Annotated in this window: 13 protein-coding genes; 11 read left to right on the top strand and 2 right to left on the bottom strand. The window is 39.0% G+C overall.

Annotated elements, in window-relative coordinates:
* The first annotated feature begins 78 nt into the window (after positions 1-78).
* A complete protein-coding gene (locus tag GHI93_RS09735) occupies positions 79-942 on the top strand; it encodes a CvfB family protein (RefSeq protein WP_153496866.1) in 864 nt (287 codons plus the stop codon).
* Between the two features lie 47 nt (positions 943-989).
* On the opposite strand, the gene GHI93_RS09730 is transcribed toward GHI93_RS09735, so the two are convergent.
* A complete protein-coding gene (locus tag GHI93_RS09730; protein WP_153496865.1) occupies positions 990-2,660 on the bottom strand; it encodes a peptide ABC transporter substrate-binding protein in 1,671 nt (556 codons plus the stop codon).
* Positions 2,661-2,917: 257 nt separating this feature from the next.
* Here GHI93_RS09730 and msrA point away from each other — a divergent pair, with 257 nt between their 5' ends.
* On the top strand, positions 2,918-3,460 hold the full coding sequence (gene msrA / locus GHI93_RS09725; protein WP_153496864.1) for a peptide-methionine (S)-S-oxide reductase MsrA: 543 nt from the start codon (positions 2,918-2,920) through the stop codon (positions 3,458-3,460).
* Entirely contained in the window at positions 3,457-3,672 is a 216-nt protein-coding gene (locus GHI93_RS09720; RefSeq protein WP_153496863.1) for a YozE family protein, read from the top strand. Before msrA ends, GHI93_RS09720 begins: the two co-directional genes overlap by 4 nt.
* 74 nt (positions 3,673-3,746) lie before the next feature.
* Here GHI93_RS09720 and lysS read toward each other — a convergent pair whose 3' ends face one another.
* Positions 3,747-5,201: a lysine--tRNA ligase gene (gene lysS / locus GHI93_RS09715; protein WP_170272430.1), complete on the bottom strand. Its 1,455-nt coding sequence runs from the start codon at positions 5,199-5,201 to the stop codon at positions 3,747-3,749.
* A gap of 262 nt (positions 5,202-5,463) precedes the next feature.
* Between lysS and GHI93_RS09710 the strand changes: the two genes are divergently transcribed.
* The 8 genes from GHI93_RS09710 (at position 5,464) to thiI (ending at position 17,287) form a co-directional block, all read left to right on the top strand.
* Positions 5,464-7,305, top strand: coding sequence for an APC family permease (locus tag GHI93_RS09710; RefSeq protein WP_343030356.1), 1,842 nt, complete (start codon positions 5,464-5,466; stop codon positions 7,303-7,305).
* 224 nt (positions 7,306-7,529) lie between these two features.
* Complete coding sequence (locus GHI93_RS09705; protein WP_153496861.1) at positions 7,530-8,600, top strand: helix-turn-helix domain-containing protein; 1,071 nt, start codon at positions 7,530-7,532, stop codon at positions 8,598-8,600.
* A 177-nt stretch (positions 8,601-8,777) separates the two neighbouring features.
* Entirely contained in the window at positions 8,778-12,170 is a 3,393-nt protein-coding gene (locus tag GHI93_RS09700) for a bacterial Ig-like domain-containing protein (protein WP_153496860.1), read from the top strand.
* Positions 12,171-12,472: 302 nt separating this feature from the next.
* Complete coding sequence (locus tag GHI93_RS09695; RefSeq protein ID WP_153496859.1) at positions 12,473-13,477, top strand: putative sulfate exporter family transporter; 1,005 nt, start codon at positions 12,473-12,475, stop codon at positions 13,475-13,477.
* A 122-nt stretch (positions 13,478-13,599) separates the two neighbouring features.
* Complete coding sequence (locus GHI93_RS09690; protein WP_153496858.1) at positions 13,600-14,187, top strand: TetR/AcrR family transcriptional regulator; 588 nt, start codon at positions 13,600-13,602, stop codon at positions 14,185-14,187.
* A 2-nt stretch (positions 14,188-14,189) separates the two neighbouring features.
* Positions 14,190-15,263, top strand: coding sequence for an ABC transporter permease (locus tag GHI93_RS09685; protein WP_153496857.1), 1,074 nt, complete (start codon positions 14,190-14,192; stop codon positions 15,261-15,263).
* Positions 15,264-15,265: 2 nt separating this feature from the next.
* Positions 15,266-15,943, top strand: coding sequence for an ABC transporter ATP-binding protein (locus GHI93_RS09680; RefSeq protein ID WP_153496856.1), 678 nt, complete (start codon positions 15,266-15,268; stop codon positions 15,941-15,943).
* A gap of 123 nt (positions 15,944-16,066) precedes the next feature.
* The gene (gene thiI, locus GHI93_RS09675; protein WP_153496855.1) at positions 16,067-17,287 is read left to right on the top strand and encodes a tRNA uracil 4-sulfurtransferase ThiI; all 1,221 of its coding nucleotides are present in this window, start codon (positions 16,067-16,069) and stop codon (positions 17,285-17,287) included.
* The last annotated feature ends 70 nt before the right edge of the window (positions 17,288-17,357 follow it).

Genomic DNA, 17,357 nt, shown 5'->3' with positions numbered 1-17,357 from the left:
CGTCAATAAAGGAACTAAAACGGCTCATTGAGCCGTTTTTTAAAAAGAAAGCTGCCTAAACAGCTTAAAAGGAACAATATGGAAAATTATATCGCAACAACATGCGCTGCGCTCATCGTTGAAGAAGGAGACCAGTTTTATTTTCTCCAAAAAGGAGATACCATCTTTCGCTTGGCAAAAGATGAGGGGGAACATGCTATCGGAGACGTTGTGACGGGATTTGTTTATACAGATAAAGAAAATCACAGTCGGATTACGACAGTAGCGCTCGCAGCAACACAAGAAACATTTGGTTGGGGCGTCGTGACAGACGTTCGAAAGGATTTAGGAGTGTTTGTCGATACAGGACTCCCAGGAAAAGATGTCGTCGTCTCACTTGACGATTTACCACTTGAAAAAGAACAATGGCCCAAAAAAGGAGATCAGCTCTACGTGAAGCTTGTCTTAGATCGTAAAGCGCGCATTTGGGGACATTTAGCATGGCATGAAGATTTCTGGCAATTAGCGCAAGCAGGGTATGATAACATGAACAATCAAAACCTTCGAGCAATTGTATATCGGAATAAAGAATCCGGAACGTTTGTCTATTTACCAGATCATAACATGCTAGGATTTATCCATCCCAACGAGCGTTTTTCAGTACCACGGGTGGGACAAGAATTGCAAGTGCGCGTGATTGGATTTAGAAAAGAAGATCGCTCACTCAATTTATCCGCAAAACCGCGCGCGTATGAAATGTTAGACGCAGATAGTCAAATGCTGCTTGCTTATTTGCAGTCAATGGGAGGAAAAATGTCCTTCAATGACAAATCAAATCCAGAGGAAATCAAAGCAACGTTTGGCATCTCAAAAGGACAATTCAAAAAAGCACTTGGCGGATTGATGAAACAAGGAAAAATCAAACAAAGCCCGCAAGGCACCACACTTAGTGATGAAGCATAAAAAACAGATGGAATGAAATCATTCCATCTGTTTTTGTATAGGGGACATTATTTAATGTAAACGGTCTTGAAATCATACTCCAATCCAGTGCCGTGGAATGTCAATCCTTTGAGTGCAGTATTGCGCAAAGCAGGCGTTGTACGGAAGAAGATAGGATTGATGCTGGATTGATCATAGAGCGCTTTTTCAGCAGCTTTATAATCCGCATTCCGAGCAGCATCATTAGTCACATCAGGAAGTGTTGATGCTTTAGTCCAAGCTGCTTGATAAGCTGTATTATTAACGCCACCATCATTTTGTCCTGATCCAGCTGCAAAAAGTTGGAGGAATGTTGAAGGTTCAGCATAATCTCCACCCCATAAAGAGTTGACCAAATCAAAGTTGTGCGCAGCAGAATCTTTCAAACGTTGTTGGAAAGGAACAACCTTTTCAGTGATTTTCAAACCAGGCAATGCTTTTGCAAGTGAAGATTGAAGAAAATCAGCTTGAGTTTTCGCCGTTGGGCTATCTGCATCCGTCTCATACGATAAATTAACAGAAGTGGCACCGATTTCTTTAAGTCCTTCTTCCCACAATGTTTTCGCTTTTTCAACGTTATATGTATAAGGTTGAGCAGCGTACTTAGCAAAGTCTTTTCCAGATTGTGTTTGCGCCATGCCAGTTGGTGTGAATCCAGTCGCAACAGTTGAAACAGCTGTGGATTGTGCAACAATAGCAGAGCGGTCGGTGGCAAGATTTATCGCTTCTCTAATTTTTTGATTTTGGAGCGCTTTAGCAGCGGTTGGATTTGAGGTTCCTTTACCAGTTTGGTTATATTCGATATAGTCCGTCGTTGATTCTTTAAGTTTGACTAAATTTGTATTTTTAGTGTAGCCTTTATTAGCATTGTACAAATCAGGACTACCAAGCGAAACTTGATCTAACTTTCCTTCTTTATAAAGTTGAACAGCAGTATTTGGATTTTTGACCACTTGAAGATCAATTTCATTGGATTTGACATCTTTTTTATCGTAATAATCTGGATTTTTAACAAGTTTGAAACTTTCATTTGTCCCTGTCCATCCGTTGCCCTTGAAGATAAATGGACCATCATAAAGTGTCTTAGTAGAGGATGTTCCATAACTCTTTCCATATTTTTCAACAAATTTTTGATTCAAAGGATAATAAACGGACTCAGCAAGTAAGAACTTGAAATATGGCGTGGGTTGAGAAAGTGTAACGGTCAACTTCGTATCGCTCACTGCTTTTACACCGAGCGTATCCAAATCAGCTTGTGTCGCTGTTTTAAGTCCCATAATTTTATTTGCATTTTGAATATTTCCAAGAAGATAAGCATATTGTGATCCTGTCGCAGGATTTACTGCCCGTTGCCAAGCATAAACAAAATCTTTTGCAGTTAACGCATCTCCATTTGACCATTTAAGCCCTGAACGAAGTGTAATCGTCCATGTGAGTCCATCAGAAGATTCAGAGATTGATTTAGCTAAAGCATTTACAGCTTTTCCATTCGCTGCGACACGCGTTGCACCTTCTTCTACATTTCCGATAAACAAATTAGAGTACGTATCGGTATTCAATGTTGAATCAAGCGTTGTGATATCAGTCGGAACAGCAAGTGATGGAGCTTTTGAAGTTGTACTACTTTGTCCGCAAGCAGCAAGCAATGCAGCAGATCCCAGTGCAATCGTTCCTAAAGTAACTTTTTTCCAATTTTTCATTTTTTTCCCTCATAATGTATTACCATTTTTACGTAATAAATATCTTTCAATTACGTATGAAGTTGATTATATGCTCAAAATTTCTGAATGTAAAGTGAATTGACATAATTTTTTGAAAATTTGGCTTATTATTTTTTTATGATGGACTAAAAATAAGGAATATCAAGCGTTTAAAGCAGGTGATGAAAAACAAAAAGTTTTAGAGCAAGCAAAAGAAATGAAGGCTATGTTATAATAATTCAAAGAAAGTGAGAAATATGGCAATAGAAAAAGCAATTTTTGCAGGAGGCTGCTTTTGGTGCATGGTTCAGCCTTTTGAAGAACGTGAAGGAATTTTGACTGTGACAAGCGGGTACACGGGAGGAGATTTTGCACATCCGACCTACGAGCAGGTCAAGATGCACATGACAGGACACACCGAAGCCATCGAAATTATCTTTGACAACGACATAATCCCATACGAAGCACTCGTTGAACTTTATTGGCAAACGACTGATCCAACAGATGCGTTTGGACAATTTGAGGATCGCGGGGACAATTATCGTCCCGTCATTTTTTACAGCACTGAAAATCAACAGCGCATTGCACAAAAAAGTAAAGCAGCCCTGCAAGCTTCCAGAAGATTTGATGGACCAATCGTGACAACCATTGAGCCCGCACAAATATTTTGGCCCGCAGAAGCGTATCATCAAGGATTTTACAAAAAACATCCCCAAACCTATCAAGAAGAAATACAAGAACGACGCACGTTTATTTTAGAACATTGGTCAAAAAAAGAGGAGAATAAAGTGAACGAATGAATAGACCCTTTTATACATTTTTAATGAAATATCGCGCACCAATAGAAGTTGATGATGTGACCCGACTTGCAAATCTCGCTTTTCGAGATCCGCTTTTTCCAAAGCACAGCAGTGATTTTGAAGAAATTTCAAGTTATCTTGAAACACATGCTCCCTTTTATTTTAATCTGACATTGTTTGATGAAATTTGGGAAAAATACTTAGAAAATTGAAACATCCGTGTTTCTTTTTTATATGAAGCTGTGACAAAAAAGACGCCCAATCAAGAGTGTCTTTTCGTTTCTTTTTATTTCATTGTAGGGAAAAGCAAGACATCGCGGATACTTGTCGTTCCTGTAAAGAGCATGACCAATCGATCAATACCAATTCCCAAACCACCTGTTGGTGGCATTCCATGTTCAAGCGCTTCGACGAAATCGTAATCAACACCTGTTGCTTCGTCATCGCCCAATGCTTTAGCCTGTGCTTGTTTTTCAAAACGTTCTAATTGATCAATTGGATCATTCAATTCTGAAAATGCATTTGCGAATTCGTGTCCATCAATGAAAAACTCAAAACGATCTGTAAATCGTGCATCCTCAGCGTTCGCTTTTGCAAGCGGTGAAATTTCCTTTGGATGACCAAAAACAAAAGTAGGTTGAATCAAAGTTTCTTCTACATAAGTTTCAAAGAATTCATTAATGATATGTCCAACTGTGTTCATGTGTGGATCAAGGTGAATGTTGTGTTTTTCAGCAAGTTTTGCAGCTTCATCAAAAGACATTGGCAACCAAAAATCGACTCCTGAAACTTCTTTAATCGCATCTACCATGTGAACACGACGATATTGTCCACCCATATTAATTTCATGTCCATCATAGTCCAACACATCATGACCGACCACATTTTTGGCGACAGATTGGAAGATGCCCTCAACCATATCCATTACATCATGATAATCTGCATAAGCTTCGTAACTTTCCATCGTTGTAAATTCAGGATTGTGCGTTTGATCCATCCCCTCATTACGGAAAACACGGCCCATTTCATAGACTTTTTCCATTCCTCCGACAATCAAGCGTTTCAAATGCAACTCTGTTGCAATCCGAAGCGCCATATCCATATCTAAAGAATTATGGTGTGTGAAAAATGGACGTGCAGCTGCCCCACCAGCTTCATTTTGCAAGATTGGAGTTTCTACTTCAATAAAACCAAGACTATTCATATAACGTCGAATTTCAGAGACAATTCGTGAGCGCATCACAAAACGATCAAAACTTTCACGATTTGAAATCAAATCCAAATACCGTTTACGATAGCGTGTCTCGGTATCTGTCAACCCGTGGAATTTTTCAGGTAATGGACGCAAAGCTTTACTCAAAAAAGTGAGGTGGCTTGCTTTAAGTGTCACTTCACCTGTGTCTGTTTTCATGATATCCCCATCAACACCTAAGAAATCACCAAGATCGGCTTTTTTGAACAGCTCATAATTTTCTTCACCAACCGCATCTTTACGCACATAAATTTGGATTTGTCCGTTTCGATCTTGAAGATGTGCAAAACCGACTTTTCCTTTTCCACGTTTTGTCATCATTCGACCTGCAACAGTTGCTGTCAATGCTTTTGCTTCGAGTTCTTCTTTAGTATCTGCATCGAATTTTGTGTGTAATTCAGCAGAATTATGCGTGCGTACAAATTTTGTGCCAAATGGATCAATTCCTGCCTCACGCAAGTTTTCCATTTTTTCACGACGCACTTTCATTTGGTCATTTAATGCTTCAATTTCAGCCAATTTTGATCGCTCCTTGTCAAGTTTATTCTAGCCTATTCTATCATATTTTTACAAATTTTACACGCTTGTCCTCATTTAATTTTCAAGATTGTAAAGAGGATTCATCATTTTAATGTTACTTTTAATACTTTATGGATAAATTCGTTTGTTTTTGCGGATTTAGCACACTCAACCGTGATGAATCAACAAAAAAATGCTATAATAATTTGGTTACGATTATAGGAGTAAAAAAGTGTTTAAAAAATTAAAAGAAATTTTAATCGGTAAGCCCTTGAAATCATCTTCGGATGATTCACATTTATTAAATAAGCAACAAGCGCTTGCGATGCTTTCATCTGATGCGCTATCTTCTGTTGCTTATGGACCAGAGCAAATCATCATCGTTTTGATGACCGTTGGAGCTGCTGCAACATGGTATTCTGTTCCAATTGCTGCAGTAATTTTGATTTTGCTGGCTGCATTGATTTGGAGTTACACACAAGTCATTCATGCTTATCCATCTGGTGGAGGTGCTTATCTTGTTTCAACAGAAAATTTAGGAACAATTCCAGGATTGATTTCTGGAGGTTCGTTACTTGTAGATTATATGTTGACGGTCGCTGTATCGACAGCTTCTGGAGCAGATGCAATCACTTCTGCGATTCCAGAGCTCTATAAGTATAACTTAGGGATTGCGATTGTTCTTGCGTTGATTTTGATGTTTATGAATCTGCGTGGACTACGTGAATCGGCGGCATTTTTAATGATTCCAGTCTATACTTTTATTGTAAGTACCTTTGTTTTACTTGCTGTTGGAGTCGTCAGGATTTTATCTGGAAGTTTACCCTATCACGCACCAGCACATTTAGGTGCTTCTATTGGTGGGGTCACATTAATCCTGATTTTAAAAGCCTTCTCCACAGGTTCCTCATCCCTCACAGGAGTGGAAGCCATCTCAAATGCAGTGCCATTTTTCAAACGTCCAAAAGAACATAATGCAGCATTGACATTAGTCATGATGGGCTCGATTTTGGCTGTATTCTTTGCCGGTGTTGTTTTCTTTGCTTATTGGATGGGACTTGTGCCTGGTCACAATATTACAGTGATTGCGCAAATGGCAAACGGATTACTTGGAGAAAGTCCGATTGGACATGTGATGTTCTTTATCTTCCAATTCTCAACCGCCTTAATCCTCGCAGTTGCTGCAAATACGGGGTATTCAGCTTTCCCCGTCTTAGCATTTAATATGGCAAAAAATAAATACATGCCACACATGTTTACTGCCCGCGGCGATCGTTTGAGTTATTCTAATGGGATCATTAGTCTTGCTGCAGGAGCGATTGTTTTACTTGTGATTTTTAAAGGTCAAACAGAGCGCTTGATTCCACTTTACGCGATTGGTGTTTTTACACCATTTACACTCGCTCAAGTCGGGATGGTTGTGCATTGGAAAAAGAAATTAGGAAATAAATTTATTTTTCATTCCATTCCAAATATCATTGGTGCTTTGATTTCATTTTCAGTCGTTATGATTCTTCTGATTTTCAGAACACTTGAGATTTGGCCTTTCTTTCTTGTCCTTCCACTCTTGATTTTTGCTTTTCTTCGCGTGCATCATCATTATGTCAATGTTGCAGAGCAATTACGCTTGCGTGAGGGAGTGGCTGAGCACAAGTTTGATGGGAATACTGTCATTGTACTGGTTGGAAATATGACAAATGTTGATTTAGGCGCCATCAATTATGCACGCTCTATCGGAGATTATGTGATTGCACTCCATGTTTCAACCAAAGAAAATACACAAAAAGAACAAGAGATTGAGACAGAATTTAAATCAACATTTCCTGATTTACATTTGACTGTGATTCAGACGAATTATCGTGACATCATTGCTCCCGCCGCTCGCTACATTGGTTTGACAAGTAAAGATGCTAAAAAACGAAATTTCACTACTACAGTGATTATTCCAAACTTTATCCCTTCTAAACCTTGGGAAAATATGTTCCATAATCAAACAGGACTCCGCTTACGGATGGCCCTCAACTCACATGAAGACATTATTCTTGCAAGTTATAATTATCATCTAAAAAAATAAAAAACTCAACTTCTCAATTCAATGACTGCTTCATCCTTTGAATTGAGATTTTTTTGAAAGAAAATTTCTCATTCTAAACTTTACATTTTTTCAAAAAATCCAGTGATACCAAGGCTTTAAAGACAAATAAAAGAATAAAAAACGAATCTTCCCTTCCCTTCCCTTCCCTTCCCTTCCCTTCCCTTGTGGTATAATGTAATCAAAAAAGGGAAAAGAGAAGTGCGATGGCAGAGAAAAATAAGCATCTGAATTTTAAAGATCGACAAATGATTGAGACATTATTTAATGACCATCAATCTATCGCTAACATTGCGAAAGCAACAAAGCATAGTCGTGTGACAATCACAAATGAAATCAGACGCGGAGTAAAAGAAATGCAAACTTCTAAAGGACTTCGGATTGAGCGCTATTATGCCGAGTACGCCCAGCAACTTTATGAAGCCAGTCAAAAAAATAGAGAAAATACGCCCCGTTTTTCAGAAGTAATCAAAAATAAAGTCAAAGAAAAATATCAAGCAGGTCATTTAGATAAAGCAATCGTCGTTGATATTCAAGAAGAATTTGGTACTCTTGCACCTGCTGAATCAACAATCAGAAGATGGCTAAAAGTCCTCAGAGATAAGCAAGCACCTACGATCGATCGGACTTATTCCCGACTTGGAGACGAAGCTTATTTTAATGATGACTTTAAAAAAGCGAGGCAGTATTATAAAAAAGGAGTAGCCCTTGGCGATACTTATGCAATGACTGCATTGGCTGATTTTTATCAAAATGGAAAATCTGTCCCTCAAGATTGGAGAAAAGCATATCTTCTCTACGAAAAAGCTGCGAATCTGGGAGATTCAAAAGCAAGGTATATGCTCGGTATTTATCTGGATAATGGATTAGGCTGCAAAGCAGATTCTAATCAAGCGATTTTTCATTTAATCAAATCTGCAAATGAAGGAAACTCAACAGGAATGACTATTTTAGCTTCAAATCTTGAACATGGAGGAAACATGGCCAAAGATCTCCGAAAAGCAGTCTATTGGTACAAAAGAGCAGCAACATTAGAAAATGCTTATGCTAAAAAGTGGTTGGAAAAACATGAAGGAGAAGCACTCAATCACCTCCAAGACGAAATAGGATTTACGAATGAAGAGTATATCAGCTACACGTGGTCGAAAACGCATGAAGAATTTGGACACTTAGATAAAAAAATAACAGAAAAAGAACTAGAAAAACTAAGAGCTGCAGGTATCATCTCAGAAGTTACATCAAAAGAAAAGAAACAGCATAAAAAAGATTCAGATTGAATCTTTTTTTTCATAAAATTTCTCATTATAAATCTTAATCAAGGCTGAAAAAGCGCGTGATGACTGGGGGGACGTGCAATGTGTAAAGTTTACAATGAGAAAAATAGTTGTTCCAATGCGTCAAAAAAAGAGTAAAATAGTAATGTTAAGTTATAGATGACAAAAAGGAGTGAAAAAATGGGTAAATACCAATCCAAACATGACGTTAAACAAACGAACTTTCGCACATGGAAATCAGGAAAAATCTGGATTTATGCGGCTGGCGCGCTGCTGACACTTGGGGCAGCGGGTGTCTTTGGGACTGTTCCATCAAGTCCAGTTGCTTTAAGCACGCGTGCTTTTGCTGACACACAGCAGCAAGCAAAAGCAAATGTCACTGGAGCTGTGTCAGGGACAAACTTGACGATTACCGCTTCAAGCTCACAAGCAGGGACAAACTCTGGAACAACAGGAGATTCGATCTCAACAATCAACTTTACCGATACAAAGTCGGGAGACTCTATCACACTGAGTGCAAAAAATAATTATAGTGAGGAATTTGGCGGAGCAATCACTTGGAAAGACAATAAAACAGGGGAAACAGGAACGGCAACTGCTGCTATTGACTATAAGAACAATACGGTAAATCTCGTAACCATCCGTGATGATGCGCCTACTGGACTATCTTATAAAGATCAGTCAAATTTGGAAGTTCAAAATTTCACTTATATCATTGGCGATAAATTTGATGCAAGTAAAGGGTTTGAAAATGCAACTGACGCATCAGGAAATGCTATTGCTTTTTCGAGTGTGAAAGTTGATAGCAGTAAGGTTGATTTAAAAACCCAAGGAGTTTATCCTGTCAGTTATTCCATTGTTGATAGTGCAACAGGAAAAACGCTGACGAAGGTTGCGAATGTGAGTGTGAGGAATGACGCTGCTTATATTGGACTTTTTGGTAGTGATGGGGGGACGGACGATCTTGCACTAATCAAGCTAGGTTCAAAATTTGATGCCAGTCAATATTTTGGGTTTGCGCAGGATATGAATGAAAACTCAGTTGATTTCAGTCAAGTCACGGTCGATACAAGTAAGCTCAACACATCAAAAGCGGGGATTTATCCAGTTTATTATAGTATTCCAGATCCATCCCTATCGGGTGGAAAATTTACAATGGTTTTAAATGTAACAGTGGGCTCTCCCTTAACTGGGGACGCGAGTACATTTGATCCTTGGGTTATGGGTACTTATATAACAAAAGGGAACACAGACTGGGCAATAGGAGATTCAGGAAGTCTTTTAGGAGACTTTTCTGAAGGAGAAAATGTGGATACTTCAGGTACTAAAATCATCCTGAAATCTCCAGATAGTAGTACAGCGACTTTTGATAGTGCAGCTGTAGATACTAACACTCTAGGAACTTATCAAGTGCCCATCACAGTGATTGATCCGATTGGAAATAGTCAAACCATGTATGCGACGGTTGTTGTCAGTCAACCATCTGGCTGGCCAGGTTACTACAATCCAACTTGGAACATTGATTTACCAGTTGGTTCAAGCTATAGTCCTACTTATGGCATAGACACTGGATATTATTCCGTTTCAAATGAGATTGGTACAATTTTCGACAGTGATTTGACATATACCACACAAAGTAATGTCAATATGAAAGTACCAGGTGTTTATCAAACGGTTTACACGCTAACAGCATCAAACTTAGCCGAATCTGGTATTCTTTCGGGGTCATGGAATGTGACCGCTAATGTTCGTGTTTATGATGATACAGATCATACTGCACTTTCAGCACCAAAGACGAGTACAGGAACGATCGGTCAAGTGTGGTCGATTGACTCAAAGAATGGTCTTAACGTGACTCAATCTGATGGCTCATCTGCAGATGGGAATTTGGTGGTTGCACTCATTAAAAAGCCAACAGGAAGCAAGGCTGATGTTGAGATGACAAATCCGATCAGTGTGACCTTTACGCCAGACGTGGCGGGGGATTATACGCTCACATATACCTATACAGATTTAGTCACAGGCAAAGTCGTCTCTGCATCGACTGTGGTGAACGTGGCAGCGAGTACAACACCAAGCGGACCAACAAATTCAACAGATAACTTACTTAATGATGTCAGTATTTCGACAAATAATATCACAATAAATCAAAACGCGACTTTTTCTATGAAGGATTTGGTTAACAGCTTTACAAATTTTGGTCCAGATGCCAATGGGAATGGAAATGGAAAAACAGGCTCACTTGGTTCAAATATGATTGAATCGGCTAAGAGCTGGAACAGTATGAATGATAGCTATTTAAATGTTGACACTCCAATTGATAGCACTACTTATCCTTTGTATTATATTATCCCTTATGGAATGTCTGAAGATAGAGCCTATGGCATTTGGTTTGAAGTGGATGTTTCTAAAGTTGATACATCTAAAGTTGGAACTTATACTGTGACATACAAAGGAATTGATATGGATGGTTCTTTTTATGCTAATCTTCCTTATGATGGTTTAGACACCAAAATATTAGGCACATCAACCGTGACCGTTGTCGCACCAAAAGATCAAAGTGCGTTGAGTGCGCCTAGTCATTATGACATGACAACAGGTCAAACTTATGATGTCTCGACATCCGTGAAGGCCTTGAATGCTGCTGGTCAAGTGGTCAGTCCGACTTATCAAGTAAGCGCTCAAGATGTTAAGGGTCAAATGATTGATACGACAGGACTTTTGATGGGGACAAGTTTTGCACCGAAAGTTGCAGGGACATATACCGTGACTGTGACGAACGGTACGAAAAAGGCAAGTCTTAAGATTGCTGTTGCGCCAAGTCAAGTGAGTCCGATTGTTGATGAAGTGACCGATAATACAGCGCCGTCAGATCCAATCTCATCAACGGATAAGGTCTTGATAGGAACGGTGACTGTTAAAAAAGTGGGGGATGCTTTTAATGCTTACGATGATTATGTGACTGGTGCTGTGAGTGAGAATAATCAACCCGCATCATCAGGTGCACAAACCACGATGGCAAGTGCGATTCAAGCGTTACTTGTCAAACAATATCCAGATTTGGCGACTCAAATCAAGTCAGGATATCTCAATAGCACAGGCGTTTTGACAAATCTTGTCGGTGTTCACATCATCAGCAATAATGTGAATATGAATAAAGCAGGCACGTATGTTGTAAATTATTTGATTGATGGTGCGACGATGACCTTTACGACGGGCGATCCACTTCCTGCGCAGATCATTGATTTGAAAAACTTGATTGTGACGCGGACGGTGATCGTTGAAGCAGATACGGTATCTACTCCAAGTCAAGGTAAAGGACAAACACCAAAATCTGGTAGTGAAAGTACATCAACGACGCTCAACTCAAATGGAAAGAATCAAGTTTCGATGCTTGCCACGACTCAGGTAAAATCAGCAGCTCAGCCGATGGTAAAAACGGCTGTTGCTAGTGCAACGCTGCTGCCAAAAACTGGAGATCATAGCAGTGTAACACTCGCTGAAACACTCTTGGGACTTAGTTTTGTTGGACTTTCTGGCTTGTTTTTGGAGATGAAACGTCGGAGACTTTGAGTGAGTAATGTGAACGCACAGCAAAAAACAGTGATGTTGGATGATTTTTTGAAATTTTTGGAACTGTGTGAGATTATTTGACTGATTGTAATGACTTATTATGAAAAAAGGACTAAAAAAATTAAAAATAAGGTTGGGCTAAGGTTTACTTTAGTGTGAATTAAGTGAGAGAGGATATACTTAATTTATTCCAAAATAATTTTTTCATAAAACTCCTAATTTAAAACGGTATCCGAGGTGAGTGCGGATGCTGTTTTTATTTTATTTAAGCGAAATTGTGTAGAAACTGCTATAATGATGTCATGTTAAAGAAAAAAGATATTTTGGGTTTTGGGCTTTCTTTTGGGATTGCTTTGGTTGCTTATTTTTTAAATCTGTCAGTGATGAAAGGACTTGGTGCTCCAACGATTTCCATTATTTTGGGAATTATTTTGGGGAATGTTTATTTTCATCAGCCTCAACTTGAGAGTGGGACAGCGTGGTCGGAGAAGAAGTTGTTAGAGTATTCGGTCATGTTGCTTGGGGCGACAGTGACATTTCAAACCATTCAAAAATTGGGAATTAACGGAGTTTTATTTGTTCTTTTACAGATGAGTGCGACGATTGTTTTTGTTCTTTTTCTTGGTGGAAAATTGGGATTTTCTAAGAATGATGCACGCTTGATGGCGGCTGGAAATGCGGTTTGTGGTTCTTCTGCGATTGCCGCGGTGGAACCTGTCGTTGGTGCTACAATCAAGGAGAGACGGACATCAATCACGATGGTGAATTTGATGGGGACGGTGCTGATGCTGACGTTGCCTGTGATTGGGACGTGGGTTTTTGGGACTTCTAATTTTTTGCGGGGCGCATTGATTGGTGGGACGGTGCAATCGGTTGGTCAGGTGGTCGCATCTGGAACAATGGTGAACGTTGCAACGACGACGACAGCGACTTTATTTAAAATTATGCGGATCATCATGTTAGTTTTTGTGGTTCTTTTGTTTGGAAGTTTGAGTCGGCGAGAACAGATAAAAAGTGGTCATGTGACTGCAATCAAGGTGAAACGAAATAGTTTTTTACCATGGTATGTGATTGGATTTTTGGTATTGTGTGTGGGAGATACGTTATTTCACTTTCCAACAGTCATTTCTCAAGCGGCTCATTTTTTGAGTTCTTGGGCTGAAACGATTGCACTTGCTGCGATTGGATTGCGTTTGAATCTGATTGAATTTATCAAAGCAGGGAAAAAATTGATGATTTATGGTTTTCTCACGATTTTATTTCAAGTACTCATCGCACTGCTCCTTATTTCAATATTATTAAAATAAAATGAAAATCAGAACTTCTGATTTTTTTATTTTTGAAGAAGAAAGGGTTGACAGAAGATGAAAGTCATGTTATACTTTGGATATAAAATGACACTGTGTCATTTGTGAAAATGAGGGGAAAAATGCCGAAAGAAACGTTTTTTAGTTTGCCAGATGAGAAAAGGATGAGAGTTTATCAGGCTTGTAAACAAGAGTTTGAGCAGCATCCATTTCATGAGGCAAAGGTCATGCATATTGTCAAAGCGTTAGGGATTCCAAGAGGGAGTTTTTATCAATATTTTGATGATTTAATGGAGTGTTATTTTTATATTCTTTCAAAAGAAACGAAAGAATTGCATGGGGCTTTTATTGATTTGATCAAGGTTTATCCTTTTGAGGAGGCAATAGATCGGTATAAGTACTTATTGTTGGAACAGTTGATTCATAGTGATCAGTATGCTTTGTATCGTTATCGGTTTTTGAGCTGGGATTATCGTTTAGATCAGGCTTGGGCGGTGCGATTTGGAGGGACTTATCATTCTGAGCAAAAGGAAAATCCTGTGATTCAGGTGTTCAAAGCTGTGGTTCATGATTTGGTTTATCGTCTTTATGCTAAAGCGTGGGATGATCAAGCGTTTATTGCGCATTATGATCGTGAACTTTCTGTGGTGTTGAATGGGGTGAAGCATGAGATGATGGGCCACCCACATGAAAAGAGAATAAAGGAGTAACCATGTTTTTATCAACTCGGGAAATATTGCATTATAAATCAAGATATGTGTTAATCGGAAGTATTATTTTTTTGATTGCATTTGTGGTTTTTATTTTATCTGGTCTTGCAACGGGACTTGCCAATGACTTTAAGCAAGGGGTTGTGGATTTTAAGGCTGAAAAAGTTATTTTGTCAGAGAGTTCCAATAATCTCTTGAATGCTTCTCAGATTTCAACTTCAGATGTGAAGAAAATCAAAGGGGGACAAACGGCACCTGTGTCTTTATTTACGACTTCTGTGGATCGTACGTCAAAAAAAAGAGTCAATGTGGCAATTTTTGCGATGGATGAAGATGCGGTGATTAAACCAAAACTGCTGGATGGAAAAATGTTTTCTGTCAGTACTGACAAAACGGTGGTGATTTCACAAGGTCTTGCTGATGCGGGATTCAAAATTGGACAAACGATGAAAATTGGAAATCACAAAACTGAAGTGAAAATTGTGGGAATCTCAAAAGCGTCGGAATATTCGGCAGCACCTGTGATGTACACATCATTTTCGACATTAAATGAGATTCAAAATGCTGTCAGTACTGACAACGTTCCTTTTGTGAATGCGGTAGTCATCAAGTCTGGTCATCCGAGTGATGAGGTGAAATCAGGGACTTTAAAGACCATTTCGATGAATGAATTAATCGAAAATATTCCAGGATATACGGCGCAACAAACGACATTAGATGCAATGATTTATTTTATGTTCTTTATTGTCATGATGATTGTGGCGGTGTTTATGTATGTGATCACGCTACAAAAAGTTCCGATTTTTGGAATTATGAAAGCACAAGGAATTTCAAATCTTGTGATTGTAAAATCGCTCTTGTGGCAAGGATTTTGGGTTGGGTTTGTTGGTGTTGCAGTCGGTCTTTTAGTGAGTTTGGGGACGAGTTTGATTTTGCCTAGTCAAATGCCTTTTGGGATTGATTGGGTGAAGTGGATCATTTATGGGAGTATTTTAGTGGTGATTTGTGTATTGGGATCAGCATTTTCTATTGTAACGGTAAGAAAAGTGGACCCTACAAAAGCGATTGGAGCGTGAGGATGAAAGAGATATTAGTCATGCATCAGATTGTTAAGAAATTTGGTGAGAAAAAAACAGAAGTTCAAGCACTAAAAGGAATTGATATGACGGTGAAAGAAGGGGAATTTATCTCAATTATTGGGCCTTCTGGATCTGGAAAAAGTACTTTTTTGACGATTGCTGGAGGACTACAAACACCAACTTCTGGAACAATAGAGATTAATGGTCAAAATTTTACAGATTTGCCTGAAAAAGAGCGCGCGAAGCTTCGATTTAAAGAAATTGGTTTTATTTTGCAAGCATCAAATTTGATTCCTTATTTGAATGTGGAAGAGCAGTTTCAATTGGTGGATCGGATCAATCACAATCACCAACCTGAGCGGCATTTTACGGAGTTTTTAGAGGCATTAGATATTGATCATTTGACGAAAAAATACCCCAATGAGTTATCTGGCGGAGAGCGGCAGCGTGTGGCGATTGCGCGTGCTTTGTATAATGATCCTAGTTTGGTTTTGGCAGATGAACCGACGGCGAGCCTAGATACTGAGCGGGCGTATCAGGTCGTGGAATTGCTGAAAACAGAAGCACATTTGAAAAATAAAGCCACCATCATGGTCACGCATGATGCACGAATGATTGAACATAGTGATCGCGTGTATCGCCTTGAAGATGGGAAACTTTTTGAGGGTGAAGCTTAAAATAAAAGTGGAAATGTTGAAATTTCCATTTTTTTCGTTAAAAAAATAAATATTTAGCCCATTTTGTGCTATAATTGGAGCATTGTGTTTTGATAAGAATATAAAAAAAGAAAGAGGAAGTAGATGACCGTAAATTATGACGAAATCATGGTTCGGTATGGGGAACTTTCAACAAAAGGAAAAAATCGAGGGTACTTCATCAATCGTTTAGCAATGAATCTACGTGAAGTCCTTGCGGATTTGACGGCGTTGAAGATTACTGCTGTCCGTGATCGTGCGCACATTGTGCTTAATGGGGAAAGTTATACTGAAGTGTCTCGTCGCTTAACAAAAGTTTTTGGGATTCAAAATTTTGCACCGTCCATTAAAGTAGAAAAAACAATGCCAGCGATAAAAAAAGCTGTGGTCGCACTGTTTCAGGAGATTTATCATGATCAAATGACCTTTAAAATTGCTGCAAGACGGGCGGATCATACTTTTGAATGTGATTCAACGCAGCTGAACCAAGTGCTTGGAGATACTGTTTTTGATCATTTTGATTATGCAAAAGTACAGATGAAAAAACCTGATATTCAATTACGTGTCGAGATTCGTCAAGAAGCTGCTTATTTGAGTTATGAAAATATCAAAGGTGCTGGTGGAATGCCTGTTGGAACTGCTGGACGTGGCCATTTGATGCTTTCAGGTGGGATTGATAGTCCTGTGGCGGGATATTTAGCACTCAAACGTGGGGTCGAAATTGAAGCCGTTCACTTTGCCTCACCCCCTTATACGAGTCCTGGTGCGCTTAAAAAAGCGAAAGATTTGGCAGGAAAATTGACTGTTTTTGGAGGAAGTATTCAATTTATTGAAGTTCCATTTACTGAGATTCAAGAAGAAATCAAAGCTAAAGCACCACAGGCTTATTTGATGACATTGACGCGGCGTTTTATGATGCGCGTGGTCGATGAAATTCGAGAAAAACGGCATGGGAAGGTCATTATCAATGGGGAGAGTTTAGGACAAGTGGCTTCCCAAACGCTTGGGTCAATGTCTGTCATTAATGAAGTAACGCATACGCCGGTAATTCGTCCTGTTGTAACGATGGATAAGATTGAAATCATTGAAATTGCAGAGCAGATTGATACGTTTAATTTGTCAATTTTACCGTTTGAGGATTGTTGTACTGTGTTTGCACCGAAAGCGCCAAAGACAAATCCAAAACTTGAAAAGTGTCTCTTTTATGAAGAAAAATTTGATGTTGAAGGATTGGTTCAGCGTGCTGTGGATGGAATCATGATTACAAGCATTACTGGTGAAAATTGGGACACTCAAACGGTAGATGAGTTTGAAGCGTTCTTGTAAATAAAAAGAACGGATGTTCTTTTTTTATTTCTGTCAGTACTGACAGAAATAGTTTGGGAAAGAAGAAGTG

Origin of the sequence: Lactococcus hircilactis (assembly GCF_009601015.1) — a bacterium.
GTDB classification, from domain to species: Bacteria; Bacillota; Bacilli; order Lactobacillales; family Streptococcaceae; genus Lactococcus; species Lactococcus hircilactis.
Note: the sequence above shows the minus strand (reverse complement) of the source record. Positions and strands in the feature narration are given on the sequence as shown.